11 protein-coding genes are annotated in these 13,793 nt (G+C 60.5%); all 11 read left to right on the top strand.

Going from position 1 to position 13,793, the window contains the following annotated elements; all coding sequences use genetic code 11:
- Positions 1-8 precede the first annotated feature (8 nt).
- Entirely contained in the window at positions 9-1,142 is a 1,134-nt protein-coding gene (locus CLU92_RS19475; RefSeq protein WP_101483239.1) for a HAMP domain-containing sensor histidine kinase, read from the top strand.
- 137 nt (positions 1,143-1,279) lie between these two features.
- Positions 1,280-1,960, top strand: coding sequence for a response regulator transcription factor (locus CLU92_RS19470; RefSeq protein ID WP_101483238.1), 681 nt, complete (start codon positions 1,280-1,282; stop codon positions 1,958-1,960).
- A gap of 156 nt (positions 1,961-2,116) precedes the next feature.
- Positions 2,117-2,824, top strand: a complete 708-nt coding sequence (locus CLU92_RS19465; protein ID WP_101483237.1) for a transposase — start codon at positions 2,117-2,119, stop codon at positions 2,822-2,824.
- A 194-nt stretch (positions 2,825-3,018) separates the two neighbouring features.
- Positions 3,019-7,719: a glutamate synthase-related protein gene (locus tag CLU92_RS19460; protein ID WP_101483236.1), complete on the top strand. Its 4,701-nt coding sequence runs from the start codon at positions 3,019-3,021 to the stop codon at positions 7,717-7,719.
- A gap of 81 nt (positions 7,720-7,800) precedes the next feature.
- Positions 7,801-9,264: a glutamate synthase subunit beta gene (locus CLU92_RS19455; RefSeq protein WP_101483235.1), complete on the top strand. Its 1,464-nt coding sequence runs from the start codon at positions 7,801-7,803 to the stop codon at positions 9,262-9,264.
- Positions 9,265-9,524: 260 nt separating this feature from the next.
- Positions 9,525-10,334 carry an ABC transporter ATP-binding protein gene (locus tag CLU92_RS19450; RefSeq protein ID WP_101484785.1) on the top strand — a complete coding sequence of 270 codons (810 nt, stop codon included), beginning with the start codon at positions 9,525-9,527 and terminating at the stop codon, positions 10,332-10,334.
- Positions 10,331-11,116 (top strand): lipid asymmetry maintenance ABC transporter permease subunit MlaE, encoded by a 786-nt coding sequence (gene mlaE, locus CLU92_RS19445; RefSeq protein ID WP_101483234.1) that lies wholly within the window; start codon positions 10,331-10,333, stop codon positions 11,114-11,116. The genes CLU92_RS19450 and mlaE overlap by 4 nt, the downstream gene beginning before the upstream one ends.
- Positions 11,117-11,195: 79 nt before the next feature.
- A complete protein-coding gene (gene mlaD, locus CLU92_RS19440; RefSeq protein ID WP_101483233.1) occupies positions 11,196-11,666 on the top strand; it encodes an outer membrane lipid asymmetry maintenance protein MlaD in 471 nt (156 codons plus the stop codon).
- The gene (locus tag CLU92_RS19435; RefSeq protein WP_101483232.1) at positions 11,663-12,547 is read left to right on the top strand and encodes a VacJ family lipoprotein; all 885 of its coding nucleotides are present in this window, start codon (positions 11,663-11,665) and stop codon (positions 12,545-12,547) included. Before mlaD ends, CLU92_RS19435 begins: the two co-directional genes overlap by 4 nt.
- 72 nt (positions 12,548-12,619) lie before the next feature.
- Positions 12,620-13,255: a phospholipid-binding protein MlaC gene (locus tag CLU92_RS19430; protein ID WP_101483231.1), complete on the top strand. Its 636-nt coding sequence runs from the start codon at positions 12,620-12,622 to the stop codon at positions 13,253-13,255.
- Between the two features lie 52 nt (positions 13,256-13,307).
- Positions 13,308-13,655 (top strand): lipid asymmetry maintenance protein MlaB, encoded by a 348-nt coding sequence (locus tag CLU92_RS19425; protein WP_101483230.1) that lies wholly within the window; start codon positions 13,308-13,310, stop codon positions 13,653-13,655.
- Positions 13,656-13,793 lie beyond the last annotated feature (138 nt).

Below are 13,793 nucleotides of genomic sequence, written 5' to 3'. Positions count from 1 at the left end.
TATAAAGCATGCTGCCCTTTCTCCTCTTGCTGCTTGCCGGCGCCATCCTCATGGCGCTGCGTTTCGTCCAGTTGCGCCGCGCCCTGCTGCACGCGCGGGCTGGCGAAGCGCAGTTCCGCCTGCTGGCCGAACATGGCCGCGACGCGGCCTTCCTGCTCGACGCCACTACCCTGGAATTGCTCTACATCAGCCCCGCCGCGCAAGGCCTGACGGGTCACGACTTGCCTGCCTTGCGCGAGCACGCTGCGCGCCTGGCGGCGGATGTGCCGGCTCGCTTGCAGCGCTGGCACGACGGCGATGCCAGCCGTTTGACACTGTTGCGTGAAGTGGAATTGCCGCACGCCGACGGCCACTTGCTGGCGCTGGAAATCCATTCCACCATCGTGCCCGCTGCGGCGGCGATGGGGCGGGGCATCACCGTGGTGGGCTCGGTGCGCGATGTCAGCGCCGCCCAGGCGCAGGAAGCGGAGCGGGAAAAGGAACAAAAGCGCTTCGCCTCCATGCTGTCACATGAATTCCGCACACCGCTGGCCACCATCGACGGCGCCATCCAGCGCCTGGTCTCGACATCGAAAGATGCCGACGAGGCCACGCGCAAGCGCTATGTGAAAATCCAGACTGCCGTCGACCGTTTGTTGGCCATGATAGCCGACTATCTGTCGCCCGAACGCATGGCGGCCATCGGCCGCGAGCGGGCCGCTGACGGCATCGCGCCGCTGGCCTTGCTGCAGCAGGCGGCCGCCACCGTACCCGCCAGCCACCGCGTGCAGCTGGAACTGGACGAGGACTTGCCGGCCAGGCTGCGCTGCGACGTGCCCGGCATGGCCTTATGCCTGAAAATCTTGTTGGACAACGCCGTCAAGTTCAGCGCGCCGGGGAGCAGCATCACCTTGTCGGCCAAGCTGGTGCCCGAGGGCGGCGTGGCGCTGTGCGTGCGCGATGCGGGGCCCGGCCTGCGGGAAGAAGAACTGGCCCAGCTGTTCGAAAAAGGAAGCCGTGGAAGTTATGCCACGCATCCGGGCGCGGGCCTGGGCCTGTACATGGCGCGCGCTGTCGTCGAGGTGCACGGTGGAAGTTTGCAGGGGCATAATCTGCCCGAAGGCGGCGCGCTTTTCCGCATTTGGCTGCCGCTTCCTGTCTAGACAAGGAAAAGCCTTGCTTCCGCTGAAGGCAACCGTGATAATTCCTTGACGTAAACCTATTGTGCCGTCCATCATGGTGCAGAAGTGAATGGCATGGTTTGCCCACGGTAGCTCACTAACGGAAGAATGGCGTAGCAATGACGAAAATACTGATCGTCGAAGACAATCTGGACTACGCCGAAGACATGGCGGAGTTCCTCGTTGAGCTCGAACACGAAGTCCATATCACCAGCTCCGCTGGCGGGATGTGGACGGCGTTGAGCCATGGTAATGTCGGCGTGGTCGTGCTGGACCTGGGCTTGCCCGACGAGGACGGCTTCAACGTCATTCCCCGCATGCGCCAGCTATATCCGCAAATCGGCGTGCTGGTGCTGACGGGGCGTGTCGCTTTCGACAGCCGCATCCTGGGCTTGCGCCTTGGTGCCGACCATTACCTGACCAAGCCGATCAAATTCCCTGAACTGGCCGCCCACATCGAGGCGCTCGACCGCCGCGTCGGTCCGCAAGATCCTGTGCCGGAACCCGGCAAGTGGACCTTGAAAGTGAGCGCACGCCAACTTGAACTGATGGGCGCAGTCATTGCCTTGACGGAAAAAGAATTCAACTTCCTGCACCTGTTGACCATCAACACCCGCCCCGTGCCGCGCGACGTCATCGTGGCCGGCATGGGCGGCGAAGACCCCGATGCGGGCCGCAGAGTCGACATGCTCGTGTACCGCCTGCGCAAGAAAGCCAAGACGGGCCTGGGCCAGGACTTGCCGCTGCGTAGTGCGTATGGCGAAGGCTACAGCCTGTCGGCCAGCTTTAATCTGTGCTGATACCAGGATGCCAGCCACCCGCGAGCGTGGTGGCTGCATAAAAGGGACAGAGTCAATCGTTTTTCTCCGTATTTTCAATAAAACAGGGTCAGAGTCGTGCCATGTAGCCGCAAGTGTGTAAAATCAAGGCCTTAGCCTTTATTTTATGATTTCCCCATGGCCCGTTTACCCCGTCTCATCATTCCCGCACTGCCCCATTACGTGATCCAGCGCGGCAGCAACCACCAGCCTGTGTTCCAGGATGCGCTTGACTATGCGCAGTTCCTGTCCTGGCTGAAAACGGGCGCGAAAATGTTCAAGGTGGCCATCCATGCCTACGTTTTGTTGCCAGACCAATTACATTTGCTGGCCACCCCAAGCGATGCGACGGGCCTGGGACAGCTGATGCAGTGGCTAGGTCGCTATTACGTGCCGTATTTCAATCAAAAATATGGCCGGGAAGGTGCTTTGTGGCAGGGACGCTACAAAACCTCCGTCATCGATCCCGACAATTTCTTTCTTACCTGCTGCCGCTACCTGGAATGCGTGCCCGTGCAAACGGGTCTGGCGGGCCAGGCGCTCGATTACAGCTGGTCCAGTTATGCCCACCATGCCGGTGTGCGTCCCGACCCTGTCATCACCGACCACGCGCTGTACTGGGCGCTGGGCAACACGCCATTCGACCGAGAGGCCGCCTATCTGCGTCTGTTCGAGCAGGGCCTGGGCAGCAGCCAAGTGAAAACCGTGGAGCAGGCTGTACTGAAGGGCTGGCCGCTGGGTTCCGAAGCGTTCAAGCAAGCGCTGGAGCAGAAAATGCAGCGGCAAGTGCTGCCCGCCAAGCGGGGCCGTCCACGCAAAGTCGCAGCCGCAGCGGACGCCAACTGACACGCAAGTACAGCTAAAACAAAAAATCGTCACTTCCTGATGTTTTATTGAGATTCCTTTGACTATGTCCCTATTAAATTTTTAGGGAGACGCAAATCAATTTAATTCGACTCCGACCCTAATTGTTGTAGTTGAGTTTTTTGTTGCGTTGCACTACTCTAGTTTTTCGATAGTCATATGCAGCGGAGAAGCCCATGAAAGCGCAAGGCCTGTACGACCCAGCCAATGAACACGATGCCTGCGGCGTCGGTTTCGTCGCCCATATCAAGGGCAACAAGACCCATTCGATCGTCGAACAGGGTTTGCTGATTCTGAAAAACCTCGATCACCGGGGCGCCGTGGGCGCCGATGCGCTGATGGGCGATGGCGCCGGCATCCTGATCCAGATTCCCGACCAGTACTACCGCGAAGAAATGGCCAAGCAGGGCGTGGAATTGCCGCCGCCTGGCGAATACGGCGTGGGCATGGTCTTCCTGCCGAAGGAACACGCCTCGCGCATCGCCTGCGAGCAGGAAATCGAACGCGCCGTGCGCATCGAAGGCCAGGTCGTGCTGGGCTGGCGCAACGTGCCCATCGATACGGACATGCCTATGTCGCCCACCGTGCGCGCCAAGGAACCGGTCATTCGCCAGATTTTCATCGGCCGCGGCCCGGACATCATGGTCACCGACGCGCTCGAGCGCAAACTGTATGTGATCCGCAAATCGTCCGGTCACGCCATCCAGGCCTTGAAACTGCTGCACGGCAAGGAATTCTTCGTGCCGTCGATGTCGGCCCGTACCATCGTCTACAAAGGCTTGCTGCTGGCCGACCAGGTGGGCGTGTACTACAAGGACTTGCAGGATGCGCGCTGCATCTCGGCCCTGGCCCTGGTCCACCAGCGTTTCTCGACGAATACATTCCCCGAATGGCCGCTGGCCCACCCCTACCGTTTGATCGCGCACAATGGCGAGATCAACACCGTCAAAGGCAACTTCAACTGGATGCGCGCGCGCGAAGGCGTGATGAAGTCGGCCGTGCTGGGCGACGACCTGCAGAAACTGTTCCCCCTGATTTATGAAGGCCAGTCCGACACGGCGTGCTTCGACAATGCGCTGGAACTGCTGTTGATGGCCGGTTATCCGATCGCCCAGGCGATGATGATGATGATCCCGGAAGCGTGGGAAAACCACACGACCATGGATGACAACCGCCGCGCCTTCTATGAATACCACGCGGCCATGATGGAACCGTGGGACGGCCCGGCAGCCATGGCGTTTACGGATGGTCGCCACATCGGCGGCACCCTGGACCGCAACGGCTTGCGCCCGGCGCGCTACATCGTCACGGACGATGACCTGGTGGTGATGGCGTCTGAGTCGGGCGTGCTGCCGATTCCCGAATCGAAAATCATCCAGAAATGGCGCTTGCAGCCTGGCAAAATGTTCCTGATCGACCTGGAAGCGGGCCGCATCATCGACGACCAGGAACTCAAAAACACCTACGCCAACGCCAAGCCGTATAAAGCGTGGATCAACTCGGTGCGTATCAAGCTCGACGAGATCAAGATGGCCGAAGGCCAGGTGAAACAGGACCGCGCCCAGGGCGAAAAAGAGCAGCCATCGCTGCTGGACCGCCAGCAGGCGTTCGGCTACACGCAGGAAGACTTGAAATTCCTCATGGCGCCGATGGCCGTGGCCGGCGAAGAGGCGACGGGCTCGATGGGCAATGACTCGCCGCTGGCCGTCATGTCGAACAAATTGAAACCGCTGTATAACTACTTCAAGCAGCTGTTCGCACAAGTGACGAACCCGCCGATCGATCCTATCCGCGAAGCGATGGTGATGTCGCTGGTGTCCTTCATCGGCCCGAAACCGAACTTGCTCGATACCAACAACGTCAACCCGCCGATGCGCCTGGAAGTGGCGCAGCCCGTGCTGGGCTTTGACGACATGGCACGTTTGCGCAACATCAGCGCCCACACGGGCGGCAAGTTCAAGTCGTATGAACTCGATATCTGCTACCCGCTGGCCTGGGGCAAGGAAGGCGTGGAAGCCTGCCTGGCCTCGCTGTGCGCGGAAGCCGTCGATGCCGTCAAATCCGGCCACAACATTCTGATCGTCTCGGACCGCGCCATTTGCGCCGACCAGGTGGCGATCCCCGCGCTGCTGGCCACCTCGACCGTGCACCAGCACCTGGTGAGCAAGGGCTTGCGCGCGTCCACCGGCCTCGTCGTGGAAACGGGTTCGGCCCGCGAAACGCACCACTTTGCCCTGCTGGCAGGTTACGGCGCGGAAGCCGTCCACCCTTATCTGGCCATGGAAACCCTGGCCGAGATGGCGCATGGTTTGCCCGGAGACTTGTCGGCCGACAAAGCCATCTATAACTACACCAAGGCAGTGGGCAAAGGCTTGATGAAAGTCATGTCGAAGATGGGCATTTCGACGTATATGTCGTACTGCGGCGCGCAAATCTTCGAAGCCATCGGCTTGAACAAGTCGCTGGTCGACAAATACTTCAAGGGCACGGCCTCGAACGTGGAAGGCATCGGCGTGTTTGAAGTGGCGGAAGAAGCGCTGCGCCTGCACGCGCTGGCCTTCGGCAACGATCCCGTGCTGGCCGACAAGCTCGACGCGGGCGGCGAATATGCGTTCCGCGTGCGCGGCGAAGACCACATGTGGACGCCGGACGCGATTGCGAAGTTGCAGCACTCCACGCGCAGCAACAATTTCTCCAGCTATAAGGAGTACGCGCAAATCATCAACGACCAGAGCCGTCGCCACCTGACCCTGCGCGGCCTGTTCGAGTTCAAGCTCGACCCGACCAAGGCGATACCGCTGGACGAAGTGGAACCGGCCAAGGAAATCGTCAAGCGTTTCGCTACCGGCGCCATGTCGCTCGGCTCGATCAGCACGGAGGCGCACGCCACCCTGGCCGTCGCCATGAACCGCATCGGCGGCAAGTCGAACACGGGCGAGGGCGGCGAAGATCCGAACCGCTACACGCAGGAATTGAAAGGCATTCCGATCCGCCAGGGCGATACCATGGCTTCCATCGTGGGCGCCGAGCAGATCGTCGTCGACATTCCGCTGCAGGAAGGCGATTCCATGCGCTCGCGCATCAAGCAGGTGGCGTCGGGACGTTTCGGCGTCACGGCTGCCTACCTCAATTCCGCCGACCAGATCCAGATCAAGATGGCGCAGGGCGCGAAACCGGGCGAAGGCGGCCAGTTGCCGGGCCATAAAGTGTCGGAATACATCGCCAGCCTGCGCTTCTCCGTGCCGGGCGTGGGCCTGATTTCGCCGCCGCCGCACCACGATATCTATTCGATCGAAGACCTGGCGCAGCTGATCCATGACTTGAAGAATGCCAATCCGCGCGCCTCGATTTCCGTGAAACTGGTGTCGGAAGTGGGCATCGGCACGGTGGCCGCCGGCGTCACCAAGGCCAAGGCCGACCATGTGGTCGTCGCCGGCCACGATGGCGGCACGGGCGCCTCGCCATTGTCGTCCGTGAAACATGCAGGCACGCCGTGGGAGCTGGGTCTGGCCGAAACGCAACAGACCCTGGTGCTGAACGGCTTGCGCAGCCGTATCCGCGTGCAAGCCGACGGCCAGATGAAGACGGGCCGCGATGTGGTCATCGCCGCCCTGCTGGGCGCCGACGAAATCGGTTTCGCCACGGCGCCGCTGGTGGTCGAAGGCTGCATCATGATGCGCAAATGCCATTTGAACACCTGCCCCGTGGGTGTGGCCACGCAAGACCCCGTCCTGCGCGCCAAGTTCTCGGGCAAACCCGAGTATGTCGTCAATTACTTCTTCTTCGTTGCCGAAGAAGCGCGTCAATTGATGGCGCAGTTGGGCATCCGCACGTATGACGAACTGATCGGCAGAGTCGATTTGCTCGATAAGTCGAAGGCGATTTCGCACTGGAAGGCGCAGGGCCTGGACTTCTCGGCCATTTTCTACAAGCCGGAAACATTGGATGGCCAAGCCTGCCGCCACGTGGAATTCCAGGACCATGCGCTGGAGAAAGCACTCGACCACAAGCTGATCGCGCAAGCGCGCGCGGCGCTGGAAAAGGGCGAGCGCGTCTCCTTCATTTCGCCCGTGCGCAACCTGAACCGCACGGTGGGCACCATGCTGTCTGGCGAAGTGGCGAAGAAATATGGCCACGCCGGCTTGCCGGACGACACCATCCACATCCAGTTGCAAGGCACGGCGGGCCAGTCGGCCTGCGCCTTCCTGGCGCACGGCATCACGATCGACCTGGTAGGCGAGGGCAACGATTACGTGGGTAAAGGGCTATCGGGCGGGCGCATCATCGTGCGGCCGAATACGGAATTCCGCGGCTGGGCCGTGGATAACATCATCATCGGCAACACGGTGCTGTACGGCGCGATTGCCGGCGAAGCCTTCTTCAATGGCGTGGCCGGCGAACGCTTTGCCGTGCGCAACTCGGGCGCCACCACGGTGGTCGAGGGCCTGGGCGACCATGGCTGCGAATACATGACGGGCGGTACGGTGGTGGTGCTGGGCAACACGGGACGCAACTTCGCGGCCGGCATGTCGGGCGGCATCGCCTATGTGTATGACCCGGCCGGCGACTTTGCCAGCAAGTGCAACACGGCCATGGTCAGCCTGGACAAGGTCGTGTCCGCGGCGGAACAGCATCTCGACCGCGACGCCTGGCATACCCAGCACCGCGATGGCGTGCCTGAAGCCGATGAAGTCATCCTCAAGCGCCTGATCGAGCGTCACTTCAAGCACACGGGTAGCACTCGCGCCCGCGTCTTGCTGGACGACTGGGCCGCGGCGCGCGGCAAGTTCGTGAAAGTCTTCCCGAACGAATACAAGCGCGCGTTGATCGAGATGGCTGCCGATGCTGCCATGGAAGTGCAAGCCGTCGCCGCCTGAGCCAGCCAAGCTCATTGCCAAGATGAATGACCGGGAGTGGCCAGGCCGCTCCCCGCCAGCTAATAATACAAAGGAATAATCGTGGGTAAAATTACCGGCTTCATGGAATTCAAGCGCCAGGACGAACACTATCTGGAGCCTGCCGCGCGCCTGAAGAACTACAAGGAATTCGTGCTGCACCTGTCGGATGCGCAAGCGACCGTGCAGGGCGCGCGCTGCATGGATTGCGGCATCCCTTTCTGCACCACGGGTTGTCCTGTGAATAACATCATTCCCGACTGGAATGACCTGGTGTACCGCGGTGCTTACCGCGAAGCGCTCGATATCTTGCATTCGACGAATAACTTTCCGGAATTTACGGGCCGCATCTGCCCGGCGCCATGTGAATCGGCCTGCACCCTGGGCATCCACGAAGATCCGGTCGGCATCAAGTCCATCGAGCACAAAATCATCGACATGGGCTGGGAACACGGCTGGGTCACGCCGCAGCCGGCGGGTTTTAGTACGGGCAAGAAAGTGGCCATCGTCGGTTCCGGCCCTGCCGGTCTGGCGGCGGCGCAGCAGCTGGCGCGCGCCGGCCATGCCGTCACCGTGTTTGAAAAGAGCGACCGGGTCGGTGGTTTGTTGCGTTATGGCATCCCCGATTTCAAGATGGAAAAGTCGCACATCGACTTGCGCGTGAAACAGATGGAAGCCGAAGGCGTGGTCTTCCGCACCAGCGTGCTGGTCGGCAAGGATTTCCCTGCCCACGTAAACAACTGGGCCAAGGAAACCATTTTCCCGGAAGACCTGGAAAAAGAATTTGACGCCGTCATCATGGCCGGCGGCGCCGAGCAGCCGCGCGACTTGCCCGTGCCGGGCCGCGACTTGAAAGGCGTGCACTTCGCCATGGATTTCCTGCCGCTGCAAAACAAGGTCAACGCGGGCGACAAGCTCAAGGACCAGATCAAGGCGACAGGCAAGCACGTGGTGGTGATCGGCGGCGGCGACACGGGGTCCGATTGCGTGGGCACCTCGAACCGCCATGGTGCCGCCTCGGTAGCCCAGTTCGAACTGATGCCGCAGCCGCCGGAACAGGAAAACAAGCCGCTGGTCTGGCCGTACTGGCCGACCAAGCTGCGCACCTCGTCCTCGCACGAGGAAGGATGCGAGCGCGACTGGGCCGTGGCCACCAAGCGTTTCGAAGGCAAGGGCGGCAAGGTGGAAAAGCTGATCGCCTGCCGCGTGGAGTGGAAAGACGGCAAGATGAGCGAAGTGCCGAACTCGGAATTCGAGATGAAAGCCGACCTGGTCTTCCTGGCCATGGGTTTTGTTTCCCCTGTGCAACAAGTGCTGGAAGCGTTCGGCGTCGATACGGATGCACGCGGCAACGTCAAGGCCAGTACGGACGGCGCCGCTTGCTACCAGACCTCGGTGGCCAAAGTGTTTGCCGCCGGCGACATGCGCCGTGGCCAGTCGCTGGTGGTCTGGGCCATCCGCGAAGGGCGCCAGTGCGCACGCGCCGTCGATGAGTTCCTGATGGGGGCATCCCTGCTGCCACGTTAATTAACGAGCAATTGTTCGTTTTTTTGACAGGGCCACGGCGCGGATTGCGACGTGGCCTTTGTTATTTTTACTGATCAAGTCAATCGCCGTGAACGTCATCGGATGGTGACGCGATGCACAGCTCAAATTTCCACTACAATATCTGACTTTCGATTCATTAGTGTTGTATTCTTCCCCTTTCCGGGGCTGTCCCAAGGGGTGTCTCAGCAGAGGTTGGCGTTTCTGCACTACAATACGCCATTAAAATAGTGAGCTTCGTCGTGCCAAATCTTGTTGAGATCCGTGATTTACACTTTGCCTATGGAGAACGTTCGATTTTATCGGGCCTCCAAATGGATTTCCCACGCGGAAAAGTTGTGGCCGTCATGGGTGGCTCCGGCAGTGGCAAGACGACCGTATTGCGCCTGATCGGCGGGCAGCTGCGCCCCAGTTCCGGCTCCGTGAATATCGACGGCCAGATCGTGCATACGCTCAAGACCGACGAGTTATATCAAATGCGCCGCAAGATGGGCATGCTGTTCCAGCACGGCGCCCTGTTTACGGACTTGACGGCGTTCGAGAACGTGGCGTTTCCCCTGCGCGAACACACGGACTTGAATGAAGAGCTGATCCGCACCCTGGTGCTGATGAAGCTGCACGCCGTGGGTTTGCGCAACGCGGCGCAATTGAAGCCGGCCGAGATTTCCGGTGGCATGGGCCGCCGCGTCGCGCTGGCGCGCGCCATCGCGCTCGACCCGGAACTGATCATGTATGACGAGCCGTTCGCCGGCCTGGACCCGATTTCCATGGGCGTGACGGCCAATCTGATCCGCAATCTGAACGATGCGCTGGGTTCCACGTCTATCCTGGTATCGCACGACGTGAAGGAGTGTTTCGCCATCGCTGATTATGTGTATTTTCTGTCATCGGGCAAGATCGTGGCGCACGGCACGCCGGCCGAGATGGCCGTGTCGACGCATCCGTACGTCAAGCAGTTCGTCAATGCCGAGGCCGATGGCCCTGTGCCGTTCCACTATCCGGGCAAGTCGCTGGCCGACGACCTGGGTTTGCATGCGGGAGCGCGCCGATGATCGCGCGTTTCCTGGCGGCGATCGGAGCATGGTTGCGCAACTCGGTACAAGACCTCGGCTTTGCCGTGCGTTCGTTCTTTCTTATCATCGCCTCCTCGGGTGGACTGTGGCGCCGCCCACACTTGCTGATCGAGCAATTGTTTTACATTGGCAGCCGGTCGGTGTTGATCATCGCCGTGTCCGGCCTGTTCGTCGGCATGGTGCTGGGTTTGCAAGGTTATTACACACTGAGCACCTTTGGCGCGACGCAGTCGCTGGGGCAGTTGGTGGCGCTGTCCTTGATGCGTGAACTGGGTCCGGTCGTCACGGCGCTGCTGTTCGCGGGCCGCGCCGGCACTTCGCTGACGGCGGAAATCGGCCTGATGAAGGCGGGTGAGCAATTGTCGGCCATGGAAATGATGGCCGTCAATCCGATCCAGCGCGTGCTGGCGCCCCGTTTCTGGGCCGGCGTGATCGCCATGCCTATCCTGGGTGGCATCTTCACGGCCGTCGGCGTCATCGGCAGCTATCTGGTGGGCGTGGTGCTGATTGGCGTCGATGAAGGCTCGTTCTGGTCGCAGATGCAGGGCGGCGTGAATGTTTGGAAAGATATCGCCAATGGTACCTATGTTAAAAGCATGGTCTTCGGCATCGCGGTGACGTTCATCGCGCTGTTCCAGGGGTATCAGGCACAGCCGACGCCGGAAGATGTCTCCGGCGCGACCACGCGCACGGTGGTGATTTCGTCGTTAATGGTGTGGTGGCTCGATTTCATGATGACGGCGTTGATGTTTAGCAAGTAATTGCCGATCAGCGAACAACCGCGGGCCTGGGCAGGATGTTGCGCAGGCGGCGGCAAGTAAAAATAATTTAGGATTGTTTATGCAACGTAAATCTATGGATGTCTGGGTCGGCTTGTTCGTCTTGCTGGGTGTGGCGGCATTGATGTTTCTAGCGCTCAAGGCCGGCAATATGAGCTCGCTGTCTTTCAGCAAGACGTATACCATTAGTGCCAAGTTCGACAATATTGGCGGCCTCAAGCCGCAGGCGCCCGTCAAGGGCGCTGGCGTGGTGGTGGGGCGCGTGGCGGAGATCCGGTTTGACGACAAGACGTATCAGGCGCTGGTGAAACTCGACATCGAAGATGGCTACAAATTTCCGAAAGACAGCTCGGCCAAGATTTTGACGGCCGGTTTGCTGGGTGAGCAATATATCGGCCTGGAAGCAGGCGGAGATCTGGCGAACCTGGCAGAGGGCGACAAGATTGCCCGTACTCAATCGGCCACAGTGCTGGAAGACCTGATCAATCAGTTCATCTACAGCAAGGCAGCGGAAGGAAAGGACAGCAAATGAGCGAGTCGACCAAGAAATCTCAAGGCAGCCTGGCGCGTATCGGCCTGGCCCTGGCCATTGCCGCCAGCGTAAGCGCTTGCGCCACCGGCACCAATCCGCGCGACCCGCTCGAAGGGTATAACCGCGCCATGTTCAAGTTCAACGACACCGTCGACCAGGTGGCCCTGAAACCGGTCGCCACGGCCTACAAGAAGGTTACGCCGTCGTTCGTGCAAACGGGCGTAGGCAACTTCTTCGGCAACTTGTCCGATGTGTGGAGCGCCGTAAACAACTTGCTGCAAGGCAAGGGTGAAGCGGGTTTGCAAGACGTCGTGCGCGTCAGCATGAACTCGACTTTCGGAATCTTCGGCCTGATCGACATCGCCTCGCAGGCGGGTATTCCGAAGCATAACGAAGACTTTGGCCAGACCTTGGGCTGGTATGGCGTCCAGCCTGGTCCGTACGTGATGCTGCCGCTGCTGGGCCCATCGACCGTGCGCGATACGGCGGCCCTGCCGCTCGATATTACGGGCGACCCATGGCGCTACAAGGATCCGGTCAATGTGCGCAATATCGGCACAGTGACGCGCGTGGTCGACAAGCGCGCTGCGCTGCTCGACGCGACCAACCTGATGGAAGCGGCCGCGCTGGACCGCTATGAATTTATTCGCGACGGCTTCCTGCAGGCGCGGGAAAGCAAGGTTTTCGATGGCGATACGGACCGCCGCGACCGCAAAGTGCCAAAAAACGACAGCAGTGATTACGAGCCGCAGTACGATGCGAAACCACAGGCCGCCCCTGCGGAAGCCCCATCAGCTACGGCTGCGGCCGACGTTGCGCCTGTGGACCTCGTAACATCTGGTAGCAATACCGTTGCCGCCGACGCCAGGCCCCAGGAGTAAACTCCGGTACAGAAACACCACGGCTGCGATCAACGCCAGCCGGTGCATAGCAACACCATGAAAGGTAGAACCATGAAATTGATGAAACAATTGCTGGCGATGGCGACCATCGCCTTTGCCACCGCCGCCCAGGCCGCCCCCGCTGTCGAGGCACCGGACGTATTGGTCAAACGCATCAGCCAGGACGTGATCGACACGGCCAAGGCTGACAAGGCCATCCAGGCTGGCGATATCAAGCGCGTCACCGAATTGGTGGAAAGCAAGATCTTGCCGTATGTGGATTTCCAGCGCATGACGGCCCTGGCCGCCGGCCGCTTCTGGCGCGACGCCACGCCGGAGCAGCAAAAGCAGCTGTCCGCAGAATTCCGCACCTTGCTGATCTACACGTATTCGGGCGCCCTGTCGCAGATCAAGAACGAAACCGTGGAATTCAAGCCGATGCGCGCCGACCCGGCCGATACGGAAGTGGAAGTGCGCTCGCAAGTCAACGTGGCGCGCGGCGAACCCGTGCCTCTGAACTACCGCGTGGCGAAAACCCCATCCGGCTGGAAGATCTATGACATCAACGTGCTGGGCGCGTGGCTGGTGGAAACGTATAAAAGCAGCTTTGCCAGCGAGATCAGCAAGGGCGGCATCGATGGCCTGATCAAGACCTTGCAGGCAAAAAACAAGGCCCTGGCCAGCCGTCCCGCTGTCAAAGCCAAATAATCGGCTATCATATAGCTCCTGAACCAGCTCAAGACCAGCGCAGCCCGACGCCATGCCCGACTCTCTCGACACCCTGCAATCCCTGACTTCCCTGACCGTGGACAATGCCACCTCGGCATTGGAGCAGGGTGTGGACGCCATCCGCTCGGGTCAGACCAAGTTCGATTTGCGCAACATCAAGGCTGTCGATTCGGCCGCCGTTTCCGTCATGCTGACGTGGCAGCGCGCCGCGCAGGATGCCGGCGGCGTGCTGGAACTGAAAAACCTGCCGAACAACCTGAAAAACCTCACCAAGCTGTATGGCGTCTGCTCGCTCGTCTCGAGCACGTTGACGGCCGACGACTGCGGCAGCGCCGACGGCCACGCCGAACGCAGCCCGTCCGACCTGCATCATCATTGATCCTGTCCCACTCCCCGCATCAGCAGTAGTTTTCAAGCCGGCAGGCCAGCAGCGCCGCCGGATTGATCTCCAAGTGTTCCACGAATTTTCCAACTATAATTGACTGTTGCGCCGTCCTCGTCTGAAGGGGGCGCCCTG

It is taken from the genome of Janthinobacterium sp. 61 (genome assembly GCF_002846335.1).
Lineage (GTDB): Bacteria > Pseudomonadota > Gammaproteobacteria > Burkholderiales > Burkholderiaceae_D > Janthinobacterium.
Note: the sequence above shows the minus strand (reverse complement) of the source record. Positions and strands in the feature narration are given on the sequence as shown.